Below are 24,690 nucleotides of genomic sequence, written 5' to 3'. Positions count from 1 at the left end.
GTTAAAGGCGTTTTCCGCTCAGTTATTTAGAAAATGCTGTATTAGATAAAAAACTTGATCATCATTTACCCCGGTAGTATATTCAGAGTATGAGAAACAAAATTATGGAGCTGTGTAAGGATTATACAGACCTTACGGACGAGGATATCCAAATCCTTATCGAGTATGATGAAAAAATTGGGTCCATCGCTCTGCTGACATCCAACGATATCTTTATTGACGCGCTGACGTCCAATCATAAAGATTCCGTTGTTCTTGCATGGGCCAAACCGGAAAAGAAGTCCCTCTACAACAAAAGCGTAGTGGGGGATCTTGCCTATTCAGAAAATGAGCCCGGTGTGTATAAGACCATTACAACCGGAAAAGTCTCCCGGGCAATCAGCGGCGTAAGCCAGGAAGGAGTTCCTATCGCACAGACTGTCGTCCCCATCAGGAATCGGAACAAGATCATCGGCGTCCTGATTATGGAGCGGGACATTACCCGTGAAATCGAACAGGAGCAGGAAGTAAACGTACTGAAGGAGACGGTTGAATTTCTAAAAAAGTCTCTCATGGAATTAAATATCGTCGAGTCCTATTTTGCAGATTGGTTCAATAATGGAATTTTTGTACTGAACAGTGAGTGCAGAATTATCTATGTCAACAAAGCCGCACACGATCTTTATATCAGAGAGGAAAATAAGGAACCCATGGGCAATGACCTGTCCAAATTGCTGGGAACCTTCCGGGATCTCAATGATATGCTGAGCAAGATCAGCAGCCCGACAGAAATAGGCTTGCGAGATGAGGTTTACAATCTCCATATACACCCCATCGGAATTCAGGATGAGCTGGAGGGCGCTGTTATCATTGCTCAGGATATGACCGAACTAAGAATCAAGGAACGGGAAATTCAGGGAAAAGATATGCTGATTCGGGAAATCCATCACAGGGTGAAAAATAATCTTCAAAACATAGCGGCAATTCTGCAGCTTCAAATGAGAAGGACCAATTCTGAAGAGGCGCGGACATCTTTCCAGGCCAGCATCAGCAGGATTATGTCCATTGCAGCAGCCCAAAATGTATTCTCTCGTCAGAACATAGACACTGTCAAACTCAAAGAATTATTGGGTTATGTTATGAACACAACGCTGGAAAGCTATAAATTTGAGTATCAAAATATTTTGGCAGCGGTGGAAGGACGCAATGTTGAAATTTCAAGCAGCCAGGCCATTCCTGTCGCGCTCATCGCAAATGAGGTTGTCAGCAATGCGATGAAGCATGGCATAAAGGGTGATGAGACTGGTGAAATCCGCATAAATATTAATGAAAACGAAAATATGGTCATTATGGAGTTCTACGACAGCGGAAAAAATGATCTGAACTATGACAGCAGAAATGAAAATAAGCTGGGTCTTCAGATCGTTAAGGCGCTCTCTACAGAGCAGCTGGATGGTACCTTTACCCTCAGTAAGGTAAACGGTGAGACGAAAGCAGAAGTAATATTCACCAAATGACAAGGGAGGTGTTTCATGGGTTATTTATCAGTGTTGCTGGCAGATGATGAAGTGTTGACCAGGCTTGATATTCGGGAACATTTAACAAAGGAAGGACATATCGTCTGCGGCGAAGCAGGAAACGGCCTGGATGTATTAGAATTGGCCAGACTGACCAATCCGGACATTGCACTGCTGGACATAAAAATGCCGGGACTTGATGGGATTGAAGTGGCTAGCCAGCTGAAGCTAATGGGGGTTCCTACAGTGCTTATGACGGCATATTATCAGCCGGCTTTTATTAATCGGGCGGAGAAGGTCGGGGTCTATGGATACTTGAATAAGCCGATTCGTCAGCAGGACATCATACCAGCGCTGCATATTGCTTATGGGCGGTGGAAAGAGGTGCAGAAGCTTTCCAAAGAGATCGATCTGATCAAAAAGAAAATCGAGTATCAGAAGAGAATTGAACGGGCAAAGGGAATCTATGCGTTAAAGCACGGCATCACCGAGTTTGAGGCGCACAACGCAATTTTAAAATTATCGATGGCAAGCAGTAAGCCACTATTTCATGTATGTGATGAAATTATAAGAAACGGGTAACCCCAATGAATTGAATACCAAGCGAATCATATGATTCTCCGATAGAGAACTTTTCTATGGACAGCCCAAAAAAATATTACCTCAGGAATCAGCAAACCTAACGATTCCTGAGGTATTTTTTTATATAGTAGGAAATATCGTTTCCTACTATATAAAAAATGGGGAGTGCAGAGGGGGCACCCCTCGCCGATAAAGGAGGGTGCTCAGGCTGCTTGCAACGTTCCATAAATGGAACTCCTACGCAAGCAAGCTTGCTACGCTGTCCGTTTTGCCTAGCCAAGCAAGCTTGGGGCAAAAAGGCAGCCGCCGCCTTTTTTTCGCAGCTTCAGCTGCAATGGAAAAACGGACAGCAGGGAGCGAAGCGAGTCGGAGGCCAAAGGCCGTTGAAGGGAACCATAGGGTTCCCTAGCGGAAGTGGCGAAGCCACTTTTTGTCATTTGAAATGTTGCAGTGTAATGTTGGTGTCTGAAAAGCAGTAGTTTCGTTTCATAAATGATTTCGCGGGATGATCATGTGTCATTTTGTCGAATTTGATAATATTTTGTATTATTATGCATTATTTTGGCTTGCATCCATTTTTTCAATGCATTATACTAACATTGGTTTCAAGGTTTCCATAATTTTACCCAGATTATATTAACTGTAAATATATGTTTACACATTTTCCGTTTTAATATTATTTTCGTTCATTTTGATTTTAGTAAGATCATCATCGGCCTGCAGGGAGCAGAATTGCCGTTAATGAAATATTACATTACTGTGAAAGAAGAGGAGTTTAGGAATGAAATGGAGTGTATCTAGAAAAATAGCACTGATGGCCGGTGTTCTCATCGTGACGGCATCGGTTGCCTTGAGTTTGACTGCGGGGTATATGAGTGAAGCTGCTCTCATGGAGCAGACCAATAACTCAATGCAGCAGTATGCAAAAGGGAGTGCCGCATTTGTAGGCGCCAAGGTGGAAAAAAATCTTGCTGTCTTGAATCAACTTGCGGAGCATCCGGTGATTACTTCCATGGACTGGAGCCAGCAGAGGGATCTTCTTTTGTTCGAGCTGGACGAATTGGGGTATTCGACCATCGCAATCGCTCAGCCTGATGGAACCATGATCAATGCAGGCACCGGAGAATCTGCCAATGTCAGTGAGCGTCAATACTTTAAAGAGGTCATGCAGGGAAAATCAGTGGCGTCTGATGTCGTGGTAAACAAGGTGACCAATCGCCCCTGTGTCGTTGAAGCAGTGCCGATCAGGATCAACGGCTCCGTTGCAGGAGTATTGATGGGTGCGAGGGATGTGGAATATCTGAGCGAGTTGACTGATGGAATTGGACTTGGAAAAAAGGGTTACGGCTTCATCCTTGGAGCAGATGGAACCTATTACGCCTATCCGGACAGACAGGTGGTTGCCGATCAGATCAATGTTTTTAAAGATCTGAATGACGGTGCCAATAGTTTTGGAGCCAAGTACGAAGCTTTGGGTGTAGGAAATACCGGCGTTCTCGAGTATGAACTGGACGGAGAGGCTCGTCTTTCGGCTCTGACGCCGGTGCCCGGCACAGGGTGGACCCTTGGTATTGCAAATTACCGTGCCGAGGTTGTTGAAGGCGTATCGGCCCTAAAATTATCGATCGTTATCATAACCATCGTTGTTTCAATCTTAGGAGTACTTTGCGCATGGTTTGTGGGCAGGCAAATCAGCAAACCAATCAAAAACCTAAAGGCGGCGGCGGATCAGCTGGCGCTTGGAGACGTGGAAATCTCACTGAGCGTTTCTACCAGGGATGAAATTGGTGAGCTTATGACTTCATTTGGAACAATGGCTGATCACATCAAAGATCAGGCTTTGGCTGCAGAGAGGATTGCCAAGGGCGATCTCACAGCGGAGCTGGATCCCAGATCGGAGAAGGATGTACTGGCTCTCAGCATGAAGAGTGTCATTGAAACCCTTAGGGCGCTGGTAAGCGAGACTCGGGGCCTTACAGAGTCCGCTGCAGAAGGGAATTTGGAAGCCCGTGGGAATGCAGAGGCTTTCGACGGCGGTTTCAGAGAAATCATAGAGGGCGTTAACCGTACGCTGGACGGAATTGTAGAGCCGCTGTCTGTGGCGTTGGGATACATCTCCAAGATGGCGGATGGCGAAAACATGGAGCTTATGGAAAATCAATACAAGGGTGAATACGGAAAGCTGATTGAAAATCTCAATCAGGTAAGGGACACCCTTTACAGTCTGACCAGTGAAGCAATGGGTCTGGCTCAAGCAACGAAAAGGGGAAATCTTTCTCATCGTGCAGATGTGGGGAGATTGAGAGGCGGATACGCAAGAATTATGCAAGGAATGAATGATTCTCTTGATGCAGTGGTAAATCCTTTGAGAATTGCAGCCGGCTATATGGAGCAAATTGGGAGGGGCGAAGTGCCGGAGACGATCAATGAGACCTATGCAGGTGAGCTGGAAGAAATTAAAAACAGCATCAATGCCTGTATTGAAGGTCTGGACGGTCTGGTGAAAAACAGGGATATCCTTATGGGTATGAGTGTCAACGATTATTCCCAAACCGCATCGGAGGAATATCAGGGTATTTATGCGGATATCAGCAGGTCTATTAACGCGGCATCAGGCCTTATCAATCGTTTGGTTCTTGTCATGAGAAGAGTTGCAGATGGTGATTTAAGCGATCTTGAACGGCTTAGAGGGATGGGAAGACTAAGTGAGCGGGATGAGCTAATGCCTGCGGTTATTACAATGATGGGGGCCATTCAATCTCTGGTGGACGAGACCTCATCTCTTTCCGATGCTGCTGTGGAGGGAAGGCTTGAGAACAGAGGTGACGCATCGAGGTTCAGCGGACAGTATCGAAGCGTAGTAGAAGGTATTAATCAAACGCTTGATGCAATTCTTTCGCCGATTACAGAGGCCTCGTCAGTTCTTGAAGAGATGGCAAGAGGAAACCTGCAGGTTGTAGTCAGCGGTGACTACAGGGGAGATCATGCAAAGCTGAAGGACAATCTAAACAGGACACTGGGAAGCCTTCAAGATTATGTCAGCGAGATCACGAGAATTCTGTCGGGAGTTAGTGAGGGGAATCTGGATCTCACTCTGGAAGCAGACTACAGAGGTGACTTCACAGAAATTAAAAACTCTCTGAACAATATCATTGTCACACTATCTCAAGTAATGGGAGATATCAACACAGCGGCAGAACAGGTAGCTTCTGGATCAAGGCAGGTTTCTGTCGGCAGTCAGTCCCTTTCCCAGGGTTCTACGGAGCAGGCAAGCACCGTACAGCAGCTGACCGCCTCCATTTCAGAGCTTGCGTCGCAGACTAAGAAAAATGCAATGGACGCAAATGAAGCCAGCCAGTTGGCCGTAACTGCCAGTGAGCAGGCATCTGACGGTAATCGCCAGATGCGGGAAATGTTGAGCTCCATGGAGGCAATCAATGAATCCTCGGCTAATATTTCAAAGATCATAAAGGTAATTGATGATATTGCGTTCCAGACCAACATTCTAGCGCTGAATGCCGCTGTTGAGGCTGCTAGAGCCGGTCAGCACGGAAAAGGCTTTGCAGTTGTGGCAGAGGAGGTTAGAAACCTCGCAGCTAGAAGTGCAGCTGCGGCCAGAGAAACCACCGACCTGATCGAGGGCTCTGTTCAGAAAGCACAAAGTGGAACGAAGATTGCCAATGAAACAGCTACCTCCCTCAATGTGATTGTAGGTGGAATCGAGCAGGCAGCCGATTTGGTTCGAAGCATTGCAGAAGCCTCAAATGAGCAAGCGTCAGGTATTGCACAGATCAACCGCGGGATTGAGCAGGTATCTTTGGTTGTTCAAAATAATTCCGCAACAGCGGAGGAAAGTGCAGCTGCCAGTGAGGAGCTTTCCGGACAGGCGGAACTATTGAAAGAAATGATGAGTAGATTTAAAATAAATAAAAATTTGGCGGCTCTGGGAAATTCCGAATCAATACATGCTGACATAGCCTTACAGCCGCCCGTGAAGGAAGAGCGTATCACGAAGATCCCGGTGATTTCTCTTGCAGAGCATGAGCTGGACAAGTATTAAGAAAGGTTCTTACCAACCCAAAAGTGTAAAATAATTACAAATACAAAAGAGCCCCGTCTTTAGTGCGGGGCTCTTTTACTTATCAGTGCTCCTATTTATTTGTAATATTCTGAAAAAAAATTATTGCATTCGACATTTTTTAATGATATCTTAAAAGAGATTTCACACAAGGAAATAGAGCGATAGGGCTCACAAAAACAGATCTATTTACGATCTGCTTTTGTGAGCCCTATTCTTATTTTCAGGGCATCCATGGTATTTTTTATTTTTATTAAGGAGGGAATTTGAATGTCAGAAAAAGTAAAAGAAGCTGAACAGCTGGAAAGAACCTTAAAACCGCTCCACCTTTGGGCTTTAGCGGTGGGGTTGGTTATCTCAGGCAACTACTTCGGTTGGAGCTACGGTTACGGAACTGGAGGACCTTTAGGACTATTTATCGCTTGTATCCCGGTAACAATCTTTTATGCAACCTTTATCTTCTGTTATACGGAGATGGCAACGATGATTCCGCATGCAGGAGGTCCATCGGCCTATGCAAGAAGAGCCATGGGACCTGCCGCCGGATATTTTGCCGGCATCAGCTGCCTCATTGAGTTTCTCTTTGCTCCTCCGGCAATTGCACTTGCAGTAGGCGGATACATACATAATCTAGTTCCTGCTGTTCCTGCAATTCCCGCAACCATAGTTGCATTTGTTGTTTTCGTATTCATCAATTTCCTGGGAATGCGAACGTCGGCTATCTTTGAACTGGTCGTTACAATCATAGCCTTAGTAGGACTTTGTATTTTCTGGGCAGCAGCAGCGCCCCATGCCTCCATGGAGAATTTCCTGCAGCCATTGACAGAGAACAACGGCTTTGAAGGCTTTCTGCAGTATATCCCCGGTGGATGGACCGGCGTGATGGCTTCCGTACCTTTTGCTATCTGGTTCTACCTTGCACTGGAAGGCGGAGCGATGACTGCAGAAGAAATGGTCAATCCCCAGAAGGATATCCCCAAGGGCTTCTTAACAGCAATGCTTACACTTTTCATCATGATGTGCTTCACTCTATATCTCACTGCCGGTATTGTTGACTACAATGTTGTCTCCGCTGTGGACTTCCCGCTTCCTGCTGCGTTGGAAGCTGTCTATGGCAAAGGAGCACTCACTCTGATTGTAAACTTCTTAGGCTTATTTGGTCTGGTGGCATCTCTAAACGGTATTATTGTCGGTTCTTCAAGACAACTGTATGCAATGGCAAGAACAGGTTATCTTCCAAAGCTTCTTGCTACAGTCAACAAGAAGAGACATACCCCAACCGCAGCGCTGATTACTGCTGGCATCATTGGTATCATCGCAGCTTCCACAGGCTTGACCTCCGTAGTTATTACACTGTCCGTATTCGGATCGGTAGGTCTGTATTTCATCAGCTTGATCTCCTTCTTCCAATTACGTGCAAAAGAACCAGGTCTCAGAAGGCCGTTTAAAGTTGCAGCGGGAAATGTTGTTGGAGGAATCAGCATGCTCATGTGCATCTTCTGCCTTGTCAGCTTATTTATCACCACTGTAGGCGTTCCGCTTCCGGAATCCAGTCTGGCGTATATGATCTTTGGAAATGCTGTAGTCAATCCTTTAATTGCTACGGTTGTGATCTATGTGCTGGCGTATGTTTGGTTCTTTATCGGCGGCAGAAAGAACATCAGACCGTTTGATGAAGAGTTTGATGTAATGAATGATCTAGACGCATAATTCAAACATTGAAACAACGATTCAACATGTGACGGCGTTTGCCGCGGACGCATCGGCAGGAAATGGTTTGCCACTCTCTACACTTCATCTCGCGACGTTCAGACAGTCAAGCAAGCTTTTTCCATAACCGTGTTTGAATGCAGCTGAACATCTTGCTCGATTTTTCGGAGAGTGCTGCAAAACCATTTCGACAGCCGATTTCACCCGCAGCAAACGCCTCTTGAACCCTGAATCGACACCTGATTGGGAACTAGTACGAGGTATCAGATTCGTATCACAAAATTACAAAATGATTCAATTGATTGATCTCTTGAGAGGAGGAAACAAAGAATGGCAATTAAGGATGAATTAATCGCATTGGGAATGGTTGAAACGAGAGGCGCTGTAGGCGCTGTAGAGGCAGCGGATGCCATGGTGAAAGCTGCCAATGTGAGCTTGATCGGAAAGGTTAAAGTTGGAGGCGCACTGGTAACCGTTATGGTAAGAGGTGACGTTGGTGCTGTGAAGGCCGCAGTGGATGCTGGCGCCGCGGCTGCAGAAAGAGTCGGAGAGCTGGTAAGCTGCCATGTCATTCCAAGACCCCATCAGGATCTGGAACAGATTCTGCCCAAACTTCCTACAGATAAAGCTGTGAAGGAAAAGGCCAACGCATAAAGGTAAATCCGTATTTTGAGAGGAAAAAAAGTGAGCAGGGAAAGCATATTAACAAGTGTAGGAATCGATATCGGAACCACCACTACAAAGCTGGTGATCTCTTATCTGACGCTGACCAATGTCATGCCGGGAAGCAGAATTCCTCGCATCGAGATCAGCAGCAAGAGCTTGTTTTATGCCTCGGAGGTCCGGTTTACCCCATTTCTTGATAGGGAAACCATTGACGAAGAAGGGGTACGGCAGATCATCAGCGAGGAATATCAGAAAGCCGGAATCTCCCCGGAAAAAATAGACACCGGTGCCATCATTATCACGGGAGAATCTGCCAAGAAGGAAAATGCGGAAAAGCTCGTCCATGCGCTGGCAGAGTTTTCGGGAGACTTTGTGGTAGCTACCGCCGGGCCTGAGCTTGAGAGCATCATTGCGGGAAAGGGATCGGGAGCGGAAGAGCTTTCACGCCGTGACAGATGCATTTGTGCCAACGTTGACATCGGCGGCGGGACCACAAATATCGCCTACTATGATAACGGTACTTGTATCGGAAACGCCTGCCTTGAGGTGGGAGGAAGACTCATAGAAGCAGATCTGCTCTCGCATAAAATTAAGTATATGGCAAAAGCTTCCCGCTCCATTGCAGAAGCGCTGCCCAGCAACAGTATCAACAGTGAAAGCCAGGAGACGCAACAAAAAGGAATCGAAACCATATTGGCTCAGATGGTGAGGTCGGTGGATGAAGTACTCTTCTCAGAGGAACCCTCCGAAATTACCAGAGTACTGACGGTCAACAACGACCTTCCCAGAGTGCTGCCTCAGAAGATTGTCTTTTCTGGTGGAGTATCCAGATATATCTATCAGAAAAATGTGAGAGATTGGTGGGTTCACGGTGATGTAGGACCCCTGCTGGGGGAAGCCTACAAAAAGGGAAGGGCGTACAATACCTTTGAAGTCATACCGGGAGCAGAGACCATTCACGCCACTGTCATGGGAGCGGGAATTCACACGGTAAACGTATCGGGCTCAACGGTCACGGTGAAAAAGGATTGCCTGCCGGTCAGAAATATTCCTGTGGTGATTCCGGAGATCAGAAACGGTCATTACGACTGGGTCAGCCCGTCCCAAAGGTTCCTTGATTCTCTTCATACCTGCGTCGCTTTCGGTATTCCCGTACAGGATCAGCTGGATTTCCAAAGCATCGATGAGCTGACGGAAATCATAGCCAAGCAACTGCCCCAAATCCCCAGCAGTCCCAAGGTCATTGTCATGGAACAGGATGTGGCCAAGGTCATCGGTCAGGGAATCGTCAAAAGACTGGGAAATATTGATCTTGTCTGCATTGACGGAATCAGAGCCTTTACCGGGGATTATATCGACATCGGAAAAGCGTTAGCCTATGCAGAAGCCCTTCCGGTTGTCGTTAAAACACTAATTTTCAATCATGAGTAAGGGGGTGTCAGACAATTGAAATTAATTACGAAATTGTTCGGGCATACATACCAATTTAAAGATATCAAACAGGTTCTGGCCAAGGCCAACGAACTGAAATCAGGAGACATTTCCGCCAATATTGCAGCAGAGGACTCAGCAGAAAGAATCGCAGCTAAAATTGTGCTGTCGGAGCTTTCGCTGGATGATTTGCGGAAAAATCCTGTAGTGCCAGGCGAAATCGATGAAGTAACAAGGATCATCGACTCTGACGTGAACGAAACGATCTATAGCGATATCAAGAATTGGTCGGTAGCAGAATTAAGAGAATTTATCTTGAATACAGAGACCACAGGAGATCAGATCAAGCGGATCAGCAGAGGAATGACCTCTGAGATGGTAGCAGCTGCGGCGAAGCTCATGGGCAACCTGGATCTGATTCTGGGTGCTTCCAAGATTAAAATCACAGCCCACTGCAATACCACCATCGGCCTTCCCGGAACTTTGGCATCCAGACTGCAGCCAAATCATACCACAGACTCTCCCGAGGGGATTCTTGCCAGCATGAGAGAAGGCCTGTCCTATGGAACGGGAGATGCCATCATCGGGCTGAATCCGGTGGATGATTCTGTGGAAGCCACCATGCGGTCGTTAAACACGATCTATGAATTTGTAGAGCAATGGGATATTCCAACGCAAATTTGTGTGCTGGCTCATATCACGACCCAGATGGAAGCCTGCAGAAAAGGTGCACCTACCCACTGTCTCTTCCAGTCCATCGCCGGATCACAGGTTGCAAATGAGGCCTTCGGCATCAATAAGGAGCTCCTGGATGAAGCATATTCTCTTGGTCTGAAATACGGAAGAGGAACCGGGCCAAATATCATGTACTTTGAAACGGGGCAGGGTTCAGAGCTGTCTTCAGGCGGTCATCACGGCTCCGATCAGGTTACCATGGAAGCCAGATGCTACGGCCTTGCCAGACATTACAACCCTTTCCTGGTCAATACAGTCGTGGGTTTTATCGGCCCCGAATACCTGTACGACGCACGTCAGGTTATCCGCGCAGGTCTGGAAGATCACTTCATGGGCAAGCTTACCGGAATCTCCATGGGTTGCGACGCTTGTTACACCAATCACATGAAGGCGGATCAGAACGATATCGAGAATCTTGCGGTACTGCTCACAGCTGCAGGCTGCAATTATTTCATGGGAATCCCCATGGGAGACGATATCATGCTGAATTATCAGTGTACCAGCTATCATGACGTTGCTGCTTTAAGAGAAGTTTTGAGGGTAAAGCCTCTGCCGGAATTCAATGCCTGGTGCGAAAAGATGGGCATTCTGAGAGATGGCAAACTGACTCCTATGGCTGGAGATGCCAGCATGTTTACGAAATAGGAAGGGGGCGGCTGAAATGAGTATGGAAGATAATATTAAACTGATCGTCGAACAGGTACTAAAGGAAATCGCCGTTACCGAGGCGGCAGGAAATGGAACTTCACCGGGGGGCGCGATTGCATCATCCTGGACTTCCGCTGCAAGTGTCTCAACACCGGGAGCAACCGTATTGGCAGGCACGTCGGTTTACGATGACGCAGACGCAGAAGATCTGTCCACCGTGGATCTGCAGACACAGCTGCTGGTTCCGGATCCGAAAAACAAAGATTTGTATCTGGATATGAAACAATCCACCTCTGCAAGAATCGGTGTGTGGAGAGCCGGTCCAAGGCCGTTGACACAAACCCTGCTAAGGTTCAGAGCGGACCACGCCGTAGCTCAGGACTCTGTCATGGGAGAAATAGCAGAGGAAGATGCGGCAAAATATAACATGATTTATGTTAAGTCAGAGTGCAGGGATAAGGATGAATATCTGACCCGGCCGGAGCTTGGAAGAGTGCTGGATGGTGACAGCATCAAAAAGCTGGAAAAGGAATGTGAACGTAAGCCTCAGGTTCAGATCCTCGTAGCGGACGGACTGTCCAGCAAAGCTATGGAAGCCAACATACCCGACCTGTATCCTGCCATGCTGCAGGGGCTGCAATCCATGGGTATCCGGGTGGGAACCCCCATTATGGCTAAGTATGCCAGAGTTGGACTGATGGACAGCATCGGCGAAGTGATCAAGCCCGATGTTTGTGTCAACCTCATAGGAGAGCGTCCCGGTCTTGGTACGGCAGAAAGCATGAGCGCTTATATCGTTTATAACCCAAGAGCCGGCGTCATCGAAAGCGAGCGGACGGTTCTGAGCAATATTCATAAGGGCGGAACACCGGCGGTTGAAGCCGGCGCTCACATCGCCGCGCTGATTAAAAAGATTTTAGATGCAAAGGCATCTGGCGTAAATCTTGAGCGATAGGCGTCTGAAAGTTGGAAAAAAACGCCGAACGGCGAATCGCACATAGCGATTCAAATCGAACAAGTAAATTTGAAACTTTAGAGGAGGTGCTGAATCAATGTTGATAGAACCCATAAAGCCACAGGTTTTGGCAGTTAGATTGATCCCCAACGTCTCATACGACCTGGCACAGCAGCTGGGCCTGGCGCCGGATCAAAGATCCATCGGTATGCTGACGGCTACCATCGACGACGCCACTTACACGGCACTGGACGAAGCAACGAAAAGAGCAGAGGTTGAAGTGGTGTATGCTAAGAGCTTCTATGGCGGATCCGGCCACGCATCGGGACCGAGAAGCGGTGAGATTATTGGGATTCTGGCAGGACCAAACCCTGCGGAAGTCCGGGCAGGAATAGACGCCTGTATCGATACCCTGGAAAACGAAGCATTTTTCTACACCCATGACGGTGGAGACACCGCCTGGTATGCTCATACCATATCAAGGACGGGAAGCTATCTGTCCAAAGCCTGCGGAATCCAGGAAGGAGAGCCTATTGCTTACCTCATCGCCTGTCCGCTGGAAGCCATGTTTGGAATTGACGCAGCCTTGAAGGCAGCAGAAGTTGACATGAAGGTATTCTATGGACCGCCGTCAGAAACCAACTTTGGCGGAGCATTGCTTACCGGTTCACAAAGCGCCTGCAAGGCCGCATGTGAGGCCTTCCAGTTTGCTGTTATCGACGTCGCACAGAATCCGCTGAAGTATCTTGGCGGTTGAGAACGAGGTGATCTGATTGGAACTTGACAGAGATCTGGCTACGCTGCAGGAGGTAAGAAATCTTGTGAATGCAGCCAAAAAAGCGCAGGATATTCTCAAGACTTTTTCCCAGGAACAGGTGGATCGGATCTGCCTGGCCATCGCGGAAGCCGGAGAGAAAAACGCCTGCATGCTTGCTGAAATGGCGGTCTCCGAATCAGGAATGGGAAAGTATGAAGACAAGTGCTTCAAGAATTACTTTGCATCTAAAATATTGTATGACCATATCAAGGATATGAAGACCGTGGGCATTATCCGAAAGGACGATGTGGAGAGAATCTGGGAGGTAGCGGAGCCTGTTGGCGTGATTGCCGGAATCGTTCCCACCACCAATCCCACTTCGACGGTGATCTTCAAATCCATGATCTCGCTGAAGACAAGAAATACCATCGTTTTTTCACCCCATCCTTCTGCAGCAGCCTGCACCAAGGAAGCGGCAAGGATAGTCCATGATGCAGCGGTGCGGGCAGGAGCCCCGGAGGGCTGCATCAGCTGTATTACCATGCCTTCCCTGGAAGGTACCAGTGAACTGATGAAGCACAGACACGTTTCCATGATTCTGGCAACAGGCGGAAGCGCTCTGGTAAAAGCAGCTTACTCCAGCGGAAAACCAGCTCTTGGCGTAGGTCCCGGAAACGTACCGGCCTTCGTCCACAGAAGTGCCAATCTTGCGCAGGCTGCGGAACATATCATCATGGGTAAGACATTCGACAATGGAACGATCTGCGCTTCAGAGCAGGCCATTGTAGCCGAAAGCTGCATCTCGGACCCGCTCATGGAGGAACTGAAGAAAAGGGGAGGACATTTTCTAACCAGGGAGGAGACGGAGAAGGTTTCCAGAGTGGTGATCCTTCCGTCCCATGGTGTCAATCCAAAGGTAGTGGGAAAGACTCCTCAGTTCATTGCCGAGCTTGCAGGAATCAGCGTGCCGCCATCGGCCAGCGTGCTCATCGCCCATCTGGACGGCGTTGGACCCCAGTGGCCTTTGTCTTACGAAAAGCTTTCCACCGTGCTGGGATATTACACTGTAAAGGACTGGCATGACGGCTGCGAACGCTGTATTCAGCTCCTGGAACTGGGTGGAATCGGACACAGTCTGGCGATCCACTGCAGCGACATGGATGTGATCACAGAGTTTGTATTGAAAAAACCTATTTTCCGAATCCTGATCAACACCCCTGCTGCACTCGGAGGTGTGGGAGCAACCACAAACCTTGCCCCGTCCTTCACCTTAGGCTGCGGTACCTGGGGCGGCTCCAGCGTATCGGAGAATGTAGGACCCAAGCATCTGTTGAATATAAAACGTGCCGCGTGGCACACCGGCGTTCCCCAGCTGCCACCGGGCTTTATTAAGTCCTTGGACAGCGGAAATGGATTTGGGTCTGGTTCGGGATCTGGCGAAGGTGCCGACAGGGAAAGTGCCCCAGTGGGGAGCCCCTCCAGCGGTGGAAGTTATCCCGGAGGCGGTGTGGTACTAAACGAAAAAATGCTTGCGGAAATCATAGCCCAGGTGCTGAAAAGCATCAAGCAATAGGTGAACATAAGCATCAGGAAATATGTGAAAAAAACATCAAGCATAAAGGAAGCACGACTTTCTGTTCAAAATAGTCGAACAGAATCATCGTGAAATCAAATGAATCAATCAGCCGTCGGTTCATCAAGATAAACCGACCGTCAGAATATAAACCTTGAATCAGTGAAGGAGGAACATCAAATGGAAAGAAATACTAGTGCTCTGGGGATGATCGAAACAAAAGGACTCATCGCTTCCATCGAAGCCATGGACCAGATGCTCAAGGCAGCCAATGTTAAAATCGCAGGCAAAGAACATGTGACGGGCGGATATGTTGCTGTCATGGTAAGAGGCGACGTAGGCGCTGTGAAAGCGGCTGTAGATGCAGGTGCTGCTGCTGCCCAGAGGGTGGGAGAGCTCATCAGCGTTCATGTCATTCCAAGACCCCATGCGGAAGTAGAATGCGTCCTGCCGGTAGGGGACAATAAGTAGTCCATCGCAGAGTTAAATGGGTGCAGGCAGACCGGAAAGGAAGCCCATACCGGAACCTGAACGGAACCTGCACGGCAATCGGCCTTCAGCCGATGCTGACCATACAGGATAGAAAGCGGTGAAGATATGATCATAACAGAGAGCGATTTAAGAGCAAATTGGTCTAAGGAAAAAATAACGATTTTGAGAATACCGCCGGGTAGTGTCATCACCCCTCCCGCCCGCGAATTTATCAGGAACAAAGGAATCCACGTTGAAATTGAGGGGGAGGGTGCCATCGACTTTACCTCTCTGACCTATAGCACGGCAGTCCACAGCAAGCAGGACGAAAAGGCACATGAACGGAAAACGCCTTCTGCTGCATTTGGCGATACCATGTTTGATAAGACCGGCCACCCGGTGGTGTACCAAAGTGATCGGGCAGGAATATCTGCGGGGCATATAAAGACTGATAACGCCGTAAAGTCAGATTCAAAGAGAAAACCTAATCCAGAGGTAACGTCTGAAAAGCCTGAATATATGACCCATCTAAACGGAAAAAAGCTCGTGGCGAAATCTCATCCCGTCATCAGGCTGAGAGGACAGCTGGACTCCTTTCTCTCACAGCTGGTGGAAACGGAGCTTTGGTTCCTGGAAAAAGGCTGCATCGGAATGGCGGAAAAGCTGGGTGAGGTGGTGGTCTTCTGCAGAGGTCTTATGCAGGCGGAAGTTCTGGAAAAGGAATTTGATTTTCCAATAATCTTCGGATTTAATAAGGAGCAGCTTAGGGAAATCAGCCATGATCCAATGAAATACTTTGGAGTGAAGCATTCCTTCGTATCGAAAAGGCACGGCATGAGTGTGGCGAGGCTTCACATTCTACGGACAAAATCAAGAGAAGTAGAGCTTGCAGCCGTAGATGCTTTTGTAACATCAAACGGGAAATGCAGCAGGGAAGACATCGTGTCCGCTTTAAACAGACTCTCGAGCATAATGTACATTCTGGTTTGCCTTGAAAAGGCAAGACTGAAGGATGGGGGAGTACTCTCCGGAGAAGCTGCAAGGACACGCAGGTTTGATGTGAATATTGGCGTTTCCAACAGGCATATCCATTTGAGTCAGAATGACCTGGAAGTCCTCTTCGGAGCTGGATATCAGCTGACGAAGAAGAAGGAACTCTCTCAACCGGGCCAATATGCCGCCAAGGAGACACTGGGTCTCACCGGTCCCAAGGGAAAGATTGACCATGTGCGGATATTAGGGCCGGTAAGAAAGGAATCACAGGTAGAAATCAGCGTTTCTGACAGCATCAAGCTGGGCCTCGAACCTCCGGTGAGAGATTCGGGCGATATTGATGCGACACCAGGAATTACTCTGGCGGGCCCAAAAGGAACTCTGGAACTGAAAAAAGGCGTTATCATTGCAAAGAGGCACCTCCATCTTGATCCGGCCACTGCAAAGGAAATTGGACTTAAGGATCGTGATGTGATTACAGCCGAACTCAGAACAGAGCGGCCAATCTTGCTGGAAGGGATTGGCGTTAGGGTCAGTGATCAATATGCCACCGATTTGCATATCGATGTGGATGAGGCCAACGCAGCTCTTGCAAAGAACGGAGACAAAGCAGTACTCATACTGGCGGCGTCTGGTATACCGGGGGTGCCCGGCGTATTGGAGGTGCGGCAAGGAGTGCTGGATGGTTAGCATGGACTGGAGGGGCAGCGTGGACTGGAGGGACAGCGTGGACTGGAGGGATAGCATGGAACAGGAAAAACTTGCAGCATTGATCCAAAAAATTCTCATGGATCCTAGAATTCTGGAGCTGCTTCGAAATAGCAGCGTAGATGAAGGACGTGTTGGAATTCGCAATCCGGAACCAGAGCCATCTGTTCTGAATGCGGCAGAGACGAGAGCTGCCATGGATCAGATGCCGTCTCTGTGGAAAGGGAGCAGATATTGTCAGGAACTTTTTGACGGCTGTCCCGGCTGTCACGATGCGCTGAGCTCAGAAAAAGCAGCTGAGGGAAGCTGGGATTTGATTCGTGTTTATCAGCCGTCTTTGAACTTCATCGCCAAGCTTGCAACGGGAGTTGCAGATGAGCCGCTTCTCAAGCTGATTCAAAAAAAGCTTGCAGCGGGAAGCTGCCGGATCGAGCTGTCGGAACTTTCCAGCGTAGCGTCCATCGGATCAGCACCCTACCGAAAGCTGTTTGAAGGGCATCTTGCGACACTCAGAAGCTTGGGCATATCGGTGGAATCAGGGATCTCACAGCTGATGATGGCGGCATCGTCGACCATGACTGCAATGGGGCCGGCAACACCAACATCGGCAGCCAATATCCTCACTGGGATGACAGGAGCTTCCGCTCCGGGACGTTGGACTTATAAAGCATTGACAGAGCGGGATCTGCTGGATATGGAGAAGGGCACAGTTCTTACCATAGGAAGAAAATGCATCGTAACCTCCCTGGCTGCGGATATGGCCAGAAGGAAGTCGATCAGGATCTGCCGGGAAGGAGAAGGACAATGATTTTAGCAAAGGTAGTGGGCCAGATCTGGTCCACGAGAAAGGAAGAAGCGCTTCGGGGCATTAAGTTTTTAGTAGTTCAGCCCATCAACCTGACCTATGATGAAAACGGAAGCGTCAAGGAAGTAACCGACTGGGGAAATAATCTCATCGCAGGAGACAGGATCGGTGCTGGTGAAGGTGATGTTGTCATGGTGGTATCTGGCTCCTCTGCCAGACAGTCGGAAGGGGATACTCACCTGCCCATCGACGCCAACATCGTTGGCATCGTAGATTCGGAGATGTTTCGATTATGATGAGCGAAGAAATCGTCAATAAGGTGAAAGCCTGCGGCGTGGTGGGCTCCGGCGGGGCTGGATTTCCCACCCATGTAAAATACCAGTCAAAAGCGGAAACCGTAATCGTCAATCTGGCAGAATGTGAGCCTTTGCTGCGGGTAGATCAGCAGCTTGCTGAGCGGGATGCAGAGGATCTGATCAAGGGACTTAATTGTGCCATGCAGGCAGTTTCTGCAAAGGAAGGTATTGTCGCTGTAAAAGAAAAATACCGTAAGGCTGTAGAACGGTTGAAACCGCTTTTAACGAGCGGAATGCGGCTGGAATATCTGAGAGATATCTATCCGGCAGGGGATGAGTTTTTAACCATTAAACTGACAACCGGAAAGTCGGTTCCCCCGGGAGCCATTCCCATTTCCATCGGCGTAGTGGTGAACAATGTTCAGACGCTGATTAACGTGGCCAGAGCTATGGAGGATCAGCCGGTAATTCACAGAACCATAACCGTCACTGGTGATGTGAAAAATCCCGTAACGGTGACTGTGCCGGTAGGCATCAGCTTCCGGCAGCTTCTTGAAAAGACCGGCAACGAGATCAGAGAGGGAGACGCTTACATTGATGGTGGACCTATTATGGGTAAGCTGCTGGGAAGTTTGGAAAACAGTGTGACAAAGACCAGCGGCGGACTTGTGGTTCTGCCGAAAGATCATGTACTGATCCGGATTAAGACCCAGCCTATCTCACAGATCATGAGAGTTGCAAAAACCGTCTGCGAGCAATGTCAGCTCTGTACAGACCTCTGCCCGAGAAATATCATCGGCCATAGGGATCTAAAGCCCCATATGACTATCCGCGCGGTCAACTACGGTAAAATGACGGAAAGTCAGGTAATCAAGGGGGCAATCCTCTGCTCTGACTGCGGCGTTTGTGAGCTTTACAGCTGTCCGGTAAATATTTCACCCCGGCGGGTTAATCAAGCCATCAAGCAGGAGCTTCAAAAGCAGGGAATCAAATACGACGGGAACCTGAGCAAAGACGATCCCATGTGGGAGGCCAGACTGATTCCATCCCAGCAGATGGCAAGGCGCATAGGACTAAAATCGTATTACCATCAGGAAGCCCCGCTGCAGTCCGGTATTCTGGACTTTAACAGGGTGAACATTCCGTTGAAACAGCATGTTGGAGCTCCTTGCGAGCCGGTAGTCAAAGTAGGAGATGTGGTAATGCCAGGCCAGCTCATCGGCAGGATCAGAGAAGGTCAGCTAGGGGCCAATGTTCATGCCAGTATGGCCGGAACGATAACGGCGGTGACGGAAAGCGGAATTATTCTTGAGAAAGGCGGTGCCAGCTAATGGAGATCAACGCAGTGGGTATGGTGGAATTCAATAGTATCGTTCAGGGGATCGACAGCACCGATGCCATGTGCAAGGTGGCGGATGTTACCTTGCTGGTCAGCAAAACGATCTGTCCCGGCAAATATATCAGCATTGTTGCGGGGGATACGTCCGCCGTTCAGCAGTCCGTTGCAGCAGGGGAGGATAAGGCACCGGAATGTGTAGTAGACAGCTTTATCATTCCCAATATTCATTCGTCACTGATCCCTGCCATCGCAGGAACCACTTCCGTCGAACACGTCAAAGCAGTGGGCCTCATCGAGACCTTCAGCGTAGCAGCACTGATGGAAGCGGCGGATCTTGCGCTGAAGACCGGAGAGGTAGAGCCGCTGAGGCTGCATATGGCGTTTGGAATTGGGGGCAAGGCCTTTGTGGCATTGTCCGGTGATGTTGCAGCGGTAAAGGAAGCAGTTGCCGTAGGAAGCAGCCTTGCTGCAAACCGGGGGCAGCTGGTGCGGAGCATTGTCATTCCAAGGCCCCATCCTATGGTTGTGGAAAACCTGATCTGATCTGATATGATATGAAATGAATTGAGGTGAAAGGATGAAAACTTGCATATCTTTGAATATGCTTAGAGAACTTTCGGCAAGCGGGAAAACCGTATGCTTGCCGGAAAACAGCGTACTGAGCCCGTCAGCCAAGGACTTTGCCAGAGAAAAAGGTCTGATAATCTACATAGAAGGAAAAAATGATCCTGTGGTGGGCGTCAGCACCGGAACGGGAGCGCCCCAGGCAGCAGAACAGACAGCAGCTCAGACTGTAACTCAGACCGCAGCTCAGACTGCAAAACAGACTGATCCCGCAGGCACCATCAATGCAGATCTGCTGAAGGAGATTATAAAGAAAGTGATCCTAGATCAGAAAAAGCCAATCTGTGAAAATCCCAAAGCAATGAAAATCGAAGGAGATAAGGTGGTAATGGAGCCTTTCTCAGAAGCTCCCGCGGGACAAAAAATCGGTATGACGGATGTGATTACAGAACGGGAAGGAAACCTTGGAGCGGGCTTTATGACCTTTGATCACTCCGAACTTCCCTGGACCCTGAGCTACGACGAAGTGGATTATGTGGTAGAGGGTGAGTTTACCATTAAGACCGGAGGCAGGCTCTATACGATGAAACCCGGCGATGTATTTCACATTCCCAAGGGAACCAGTGTGGTCTTTGGATCACCCAGCTTCTGCAAGGTTTTTTATGTGGTATATCCAGCTAACTGGCTGTCTCAGAACAAATAGACTCAATGGAAACTCCCAGAACCATAGGAAGAAGGGGAAGAACCATGATGTGAGGTGGTATTTTGCTTAAGATTCAATTTATCAAACGTCCCACAGAGAGCACCCTTAAGATGCTATTCCGACGTTCAGGGACACTTCGCACCCAAAGTCCAGCTTCGGCGGATTATGAAGCGGTGGGCCTGGTGCAAGGCCCTCTTGCGGACATCATCGCAGCAGGAGATGTGGCCGAAAAGACCTCCGGTGTTTTGGTGGAGGAGATTCAGGGAATCTGCCCCCAGCATTTCACCATGATTGCCCTTTTTGGAGATACCTCTGCAGTGGCGGTTGCGCTGGCTGTCATCAGTGAAAAAATAGATGGGAAGCAGCTTAATTTTAATTGATAATAATACATAAAAAGGAGTTATGCTTTGGCTGAAAAACAGAGAATTATACAGGAATTTGTACCGGGAAAACAGGTGACTCTTGCCCATATGATTGCAGCGCCGGATGAGGATATCTATCAGAGACTGGGGCTTACCAAATGTGGAGCCATCGGAATCGTGACATTGACACCCAGCGAAACCTCCATCATTGCAGCGGATATTGCCACCAAGGTAGCACCTGTGAATATCGGATTTTTGGATCGCTTTACCGGAGCACTAATCATAACGGGGGATGTCTCCGGTGTGCTTGCAGCGTTGAGCGAAATCAACAATATTCTGGAACATATGCTGGGATTCACCCCATGCGCTATCACCAAGACATGAAGAGAAGAATCATGCTCATCGGAAATTCCCGGGTGGGGAAGTCCAGCCTGGCAAACTGCATTAATTCCGAAAATTTGGAAGTGATGAAAAGCCAGGCTATTTCTTATGGTAAGAACACCATTGATACCCCGGGCGAATATCTTGAAAGCCCTATGATGCACAAATATATCATATCAGCTTCTCAGGACGCAGATGCCGTCTTGTTTGTCCAATCCTTTGATCAGCCTATCTTCAGCTTTCCTCCAAACTTTGCCCAGGTATTCAACTGCCCTAAAATCGGTGTGATTACCAAAGCAGATCTGAAAGAAAAAAGACATGAGCTGAGGCTTCTGTCGGATAACTTTAAGCAAATGGGTGTAGCGGAACCTTATTTTATTACTTCTTCCCATACAAAAAGTGGAATTGAAGAATTGAAAAAATATTTGTCTTCATTATAATAGTTTATAGAATGAATGGAAAAAGGGAATCCTATCCCTTTCCATGCAGATGAAAAATAGGATTAGGTGATTTCATGAATCAAAAGGATCAAAAAAGAATACAAATTGAAAAAAAAGCCCTTGGAATATCCCTGTATGGCTCTGTTTTCTTTGTTTTTGCCGAAGGGATTATGGCAATCTTTACTGGATCCCAGTCGATTCTTATGGATGCTGTTTATGGCGGCGCAGATCTGATCATGGTCATCGTGTCAATCAGAATTGTCCCTCTTTTGTACCGGCCAATGACAGAGAAGCATCCTTTCGGTTTTTCTCAAGTGGAGGCTATTTTCATAACGATTAAGGGCGCTATGCTGACAGCGGTAACCGTTGGTCTGGTGCTGAACAATATCCAAATTATTCTTAGAGGAGGAAACCATGTGGAGTTCACTTGGGTTGCCGCCTTTGAGCTGGCCGCAGCTGTAATCAGCGGTGGTATTTTATACGCTTTGATTCAAAAGAACCGGAAGCTGGACTCGCTAATGGTTCACACAGAAATTAACGCATGGATTATCGATACCGTAGCCAGCATGGGATTGGCTTTGGCCTTCGTGTTACCTGCGCTTATTCAAACGGAATGGATGCACGAGTTTGCTCCATATCTGGATCAAGCCGTTGCAATAACTCTGTCTGCATTAATTCTGCCCGTACCCATCAAGACGATGCTCGCAGGACTTCGGGATGTTTTTCTTCTTGCACCCGATGAAGCTTCCCTGGATCGTATCAAAGAAATCGGCCAGACCGTACTGGCACCGTATCGCTTTGAACAGACTGTCTATGATGTGATCAAAACCGGCAGGAAACTCTGGATCAGCATTTATTTCAAAAGTCCCTCTGACACCATTTCGATCTCACAGATCATCAAAGCACACAAAGAACTTGAAACGGTGCTCAAGAAAGAATATAAGGATCTCTATGTAGAATTAATACCTGAATTTGAACCGCAGGTTCTGGACCAGGAATCCCAGATTGTGAATTCCAAATCGTGAACCTCGAATCAGGAAACCCAGATTATGGATCCGGAATCTTGATCTTCGAATCCGAATCCCTTTGAATCCCGAGACAAAGGGATTCTTATCGTGTAACGGCCGCTTCTGCCAGATGATTTGCAGCGTCCTTACCGGAATAGAGGGCACCCTGAATCCAGCCCTGCTTGGTGGATACATGCTCCCCGGCAAAGAAGACTCGCTGCTCAAATTCGGGCTGTGCCATGGGATACAGAAATCTCAGTTTTTGCCCGGGATAGCCTGCGGCAAAAGCTCCTCTTGCCCAATCATCCCCACTCCAAATAACAGTGAATTGGTTTTCAACCAAAGAATCCAGATATCCATCTGGTAAGCCGTGGACTTCCTCCACGTTTCGCTTGATCATCTGCAGCCGAAGTGCTTCCGGTTGATTGGTCTGACGAATCGAATCCTGCCCCAGATTATAGCTTGGTGTAAGAACACCAGGTAAGTCGGGTGAACAATCCTGCGGATTATTACAATTGATATGATCAGGCGGATAGAGTATGGTTTGAATCGGAAGATCCGTAACAGAAATCCCACCGTTCATTCTTCCGTAGTCCCTGTTTTCTTCCCAGAAACGCTTCTTGCATAGAAACAGCGATTTCTGTCCATCCATGTAATGATACTCTTTGATCGCCTGCATTTTCTGATTTTGGAAAAACGGTTTGATATCAACTTCCCGGAGTGTTGAGAATGGAATCGCGCAGATGACATAATCAAACTGCTCCAGATAATCTGGTTTTTTCTCGCTGCTGCAGCGCAGGAAGACCCCTTCGTTTTCAGGAGCCATATAGATCCCGGTGATTTTACTGCGGGACTTCAGTTCCACTTTTCCCAGAAAATAGGTGGGGAATTTAATTTCCTTAGGATCGCTGCTCATGAGAGAGTCGAAAAAGCACATGGGAAGGTGCATTGCTCCGCCGGCAATGCGATACGTGTTTAGAAAGTCCAGTGAATATTCGGTGTTCATGATCTCGTCATGGCTCATGTTCAAAAACGGTTCGGTGAAAGGCTCCACTGCAGTAATCAGTTCGATAGCCCCTTGACTGAGCTCCAGCATTTCGAATATTTGACGGGTGCTCAGGCGCGAGATGGCTGCATAGCGCTGAGAATACTCTGGCTGTATTTTCAGAATATCTGTGCGCTCATCTGGTGAGAGGCTGTAGAGCATGGTGCTTAGAGCAAAGTTTCTGAGCTGATTCCAAGGTGTGTTTCTTTCATTCTCGGAAAGATCGTAAAAGGGATAGAGATATCTTGTGACATTTTTCCCATCAGCCTCTCTGCGGATACGAATGTTGTGTGCGTAGAGAAAGTTATTGGCGTCCGGCGAGGTTAACGCTTCTGTATTCAACCCAAATAAATTGATATAGTGCCATGCTGTTTCGTGGGATACGGGTATTCTGGCTGCTCCAAGTTCTCCATAATAATCGCCGGAACGATCAAAATAGTGAGTATATACTCTTCCTCCAACCCGTTCTTTCTGTGCATCAAAAACAGTTATTGATGCCCCCAGCTTCCTCAGCTCATATGCTGCCGCAAGGCCGGAAAGTCCTGCGCCGATAATTCCAATCCGCACGTTGCTCAGGGCTTTTGGAGCCACGAAATTTGTGATTTCAGGCGGCGGACTCAGAAGCTTTCGTATGTTTTCGTAGTCATCCTGCCTTCCTGCAATGGTCAGGGAATCCAAAAGCAGCTGTTTTCTCTGTTCGTTGGTAGGATTTCGGTAAGGATATTGATTGTCCATTGTATTATTCCTCCTATGGCGCGCCGGTCTCTTTCCTTCAGCTGCACTGCTGCTTATAACCGATGCCTACTAACAAATATATTAAAGACGAGCTGTCTTATGAGAAGTATCTTCTGCGCGCGGCCTGCTTTCAACTCTGAGGAATCGATAAATTTCTGCCTGAAAATGTATTTTTCCGATAAATATCCCTTTTATTCGAGGATATATTGT

Annotated in this window: 22 protein-coding genes; 21 read left to right on the top strand and 1 reads right to left on the bottom strand. The window is 48.0% G+C overall.

Features of this window, described 5'->3' with window-relative positions; all coding sequences use genetic code 11:
- Positions 1-89 precede the first annotated feature (89 nt).
- The 21 genes from FRZ06_12325 to FRZ06_12225 all read left to right on the top strand — a co-directional run bounded on the left by FRZ06_12325 (position 90) and on the right by FRZ06_12225 (position 22,718).
- Entirely contained in the window at positions 90-1,496 is a 1,407-nt protein-coding gene (locus FRZ06_12325; protein QOX64064.1) for a histidine kinase, read from the top strand.
- A gap of 15 nt (positions 1,497-1,511) precedes the next feature.
- Entirely contained in the window at positions 1,512-2,078 is a 567-nt protein-coding gene (locus tag FRZ06_12320; protein QOX64063.1) for a response regulator, read from the top strand.
- Between the two features lie 781 nt (positions 2,079-2,859).
- Complete coding sequence (locus tag FRZ06_12315; GenBank protein QOX64062.1) at positions 2,860-6,138, top strand: HAMP domain-containing protein; 3,279 nt, start codon at positions 2,860-2,862, stop codon at positions 6,136-6,138.
- A gap of 288 nt (positions 6,139-6,426) precedes the next feature.
- On the top strand, positions 6,427-7,866 hold the full coding sequence (gene eat / locus FRZ06_12310; GenBank protein QOX64061.1) for an ethanolamine permease: 1,440 nt from the start codon (positions 6,427-6,429) through the stop codon (positions 7,864-7,866).
- 336 nt (positions 7,867-8,202) lie between these two features.
- A complete protein-coding gene (locus FRZ06_12305) occupies positions 8,203-8,520 on the top strand; it encodes a BMC domain-containing protein (protein ID QOX65923.1) in 318 nt (105 codons plus the stop codon).
- A 30-nt stretch (positions 8,521-8,550) separates the two neighbouring features.
- Positions 8,551-9,963 (top strand): ethanolamine utilization protein, encoded by a 1,413-nt coding sequence (locus tag FRZ06_12300; GenBank protein QOX64060.1) that lies wholly within the window; start codon positions 8,551-8,553, stop codon positions 9,961-9,963.
- A 15-nt stretch (positions 9,964-9,978) separates the two neighbouring features.
- Positions 9,979-11,343: an ethanolamine ammonia-lyase subunit EutB gene (locus tag FRZ06_12295; GenBank protein QOX64059.1), complete on the top strand. Its 1,365-nt coding sequence runs from the start codon at positions 9,979-9,981 to the stop codon at positions 11,341-11,343.
- Between the two features lie 16 nt (positions 11,344-11,359).
- Positions 11,360-12,301 carry an ethanolamine ammonia-lyase subunit EutC gene (eutC, locus tag FRZ06_12290; GenBank protein QOX64058.1) on the top strand — a complete coding sequence of 314 codons (942 nt, stop codon included), beginning with the start codon at positions 11,360-11,362 and terminating at the stop codon, positions 12,299-12,301.
- Between the two features lie 100 nt (positions 12,302-12,401).
- Positions 12,402-13,058 carry an ethanolamine utilization microcompartment protein EutL gene (eutL, locus tag FRZ06_12285; protein ID QOX65922.1) on the top strand — a complete coding sequence of 219 codons (657 nt, stop codon included), beginning with the start codon at positions 12,402-12,404 and terminating at the stop codon, positions 13,056-13,058.
- Positions 13,059-13,074: 16 nt separating this feature from the next.
- Entirely contained in the window at positions 13,075-14,631 is a 1,557-nt protein-coding gene (locus FRZ06_12280; GenBank protein QOX64057.1) for an acetaldehyde dehydrogenase (acetylating), read from the top strand.
- 180 nt (positions 14,632-14,811) lie between these two features.
- Positions 14,812-15,102 carry a BMC domain-containing protein gene (locus FRZ06_12275; protein ID QOX64056.1) on the top strand — a complete coding sequence of 97 codons (291 nt, stop codon included), beginning with the start codon at positions 14,812-14,814 and terminating at the stop codon, positions 15,100-15,102.
- 126 nt (positions 15,103-15,228) lie between these two features.
- A complete protein-coding gene (gene pduL / locus FRZ06_12270) occupies positions 15,229-16,785 on the top strand; it encodes a phosphate propanoyltransferase (GenBank protein ID QOX64055.1) in 1,557 nt (518 codons plus the stop codon).
- Positions 16,778-17,611: a hypothetical protein gene (locus FRZ06_12265; GenBank protein ID QOX64054.1), complete on the top strand. Its 834-nt coding sequence runs from the start codon at positions 16,778-16,780 to the stop codon at positions 17,609-17,611. Before pduL ends, FRZ06_12265 begins: the two co-directional genes overlap by 8 nt.
- Positions 17,608-17,904: an ethanolamine utilization protein EutN gene (locus FRZ06_12260; protein ID QOX64053.1), complete on the top strand. Its 297-nt coding sequence runs from the start codon at positions 17,608-17,610 to the stop codon at positions 17,902-17,904. Before FRZ06_12265 ends, FRZ06_12260 begins: the two co-directional genes overlap by 4 nt.
- Positions 17,901-19,235, top strand: coding sequence for an electron transport complex protein RnfC (locus FRZ06_12255; protein ID QOX64052.1), 1,335 nt, complete (start codon positions 17,901-17,903; stop codon positions 19,233-19,235). Before FRZ06_12260 ends, FRZ06_12255 begins: the two co-directional genes overlap by 4 nt.
- The gene (locus FRZ06_12250; protein ID QOX64051.1) at positions 19,235-19,786 is read left to right on the top strand and encodes a BMC domain-containing protein; all 552 of its coding nucleotides are present in this window, start codon (positions 19,235-19,237) and stop codon (positions 19,784-19,786) included. The genes FRZ06_12255 and FRZ06_12250 overlap by 1 nt, the downstream gene beginning before the upstream one ends.
- Positions 19,787-19,820: 34 nt before the next feature.
- Positions 19,821-20,510 carry a DUF861 domain-containing protein gene (locus FRZ06_12245; GenBank protein QOX64050.1) on the top strand — a complete coding sequence of 230 codons (690 nt, stop codon included), beginning with the start codon at positions 19,821-19,823 and terminating at the stop codon, positions 20,508-20,510.
- A gap of 110 nt (positions 20,511-20,620) precedes the next feature.
- Positions 20,621-20,890 (top strand): BMC domain-containing protein, encoded by a 270-nt coding sequence (locus FRZ06_12240; protein ID QOX65921.1) that lies wholly within the window; start codon positions 20,621-20,623, stop codon positions 20,888-20,890.
- A 27-nt stretch (positions 20,891-20,917) separates the two neighbouring features.
- On the top strand, positions 20,918-21,256 hold the full coding sequence (locus tag FRZ06_12235; protein ID QOX64049.1) for a BMC domain-containing protein: 339 nt from the start codon (positions 20,918-20,920) through the stop codon (positions 21,254-21,256).
- Positions 21,235-21,693 carry an ethanolamine utilization protein EutP gene (locus FRZ06_12230; protein ID QOX64048.1) on the top strand — a complete coding sequence of 153 codons (459 nt, stop codon included), beginning with the start codon at positions 21,235-21,237 and terminating at the stop codon, positions 21,691-21,693. Before FRZ06_12235 ends, FRZ06_12230 begins: the two co-directional genes overlap by 22 nt.
- A gap of 74 nt (positions 21,694-21,767) precedes the next feature.
- The gene (locus FRZ06_12225; protein ID QOX64047.1) at positions 21,768-22,718 is read left to right on the top strand and encodes a cation transporter; all 951 of its coding nucleotides are present in this window, start codon (positions 21,768-21,770) and stop codon (positions 22,716-22,718) included.
- Positions 22,719-22,803: 85 nt separating this feature from the next.
- Here the strand turns inward: FRZ06_12225 and FRZ06_12220 are convergent, their stop codons facing one another.
- Complete coding sequence (locus tag FRZ06_12220; GenBank protein ID QOX64046.1) at positions 22,804-24,480, bottom strand: amine oxidase; 1,677 nt, start codon at positions 24,478-24,480, stop codon at positions 22,804-22,806.
- Between the last annotated feature and the right edge of the window lie 210 nt (positions 24,481-24,690).

The sequence above is a fragment of the Clostridiales bacterium genome (assembly GCA_015243575.1).
Taxonomy (GTDB): domain Bacteria; phylum Bacillota; class Clostridia; order Peptostreptococcales; family Anaerovoracaceae; genus Anoxybacterium; species Anoxybacterium hadale.
Note: the sequence above shows the minus strand (reverse complement) of the source record. Positions and strands in the feature narration are given on the sequence as shown.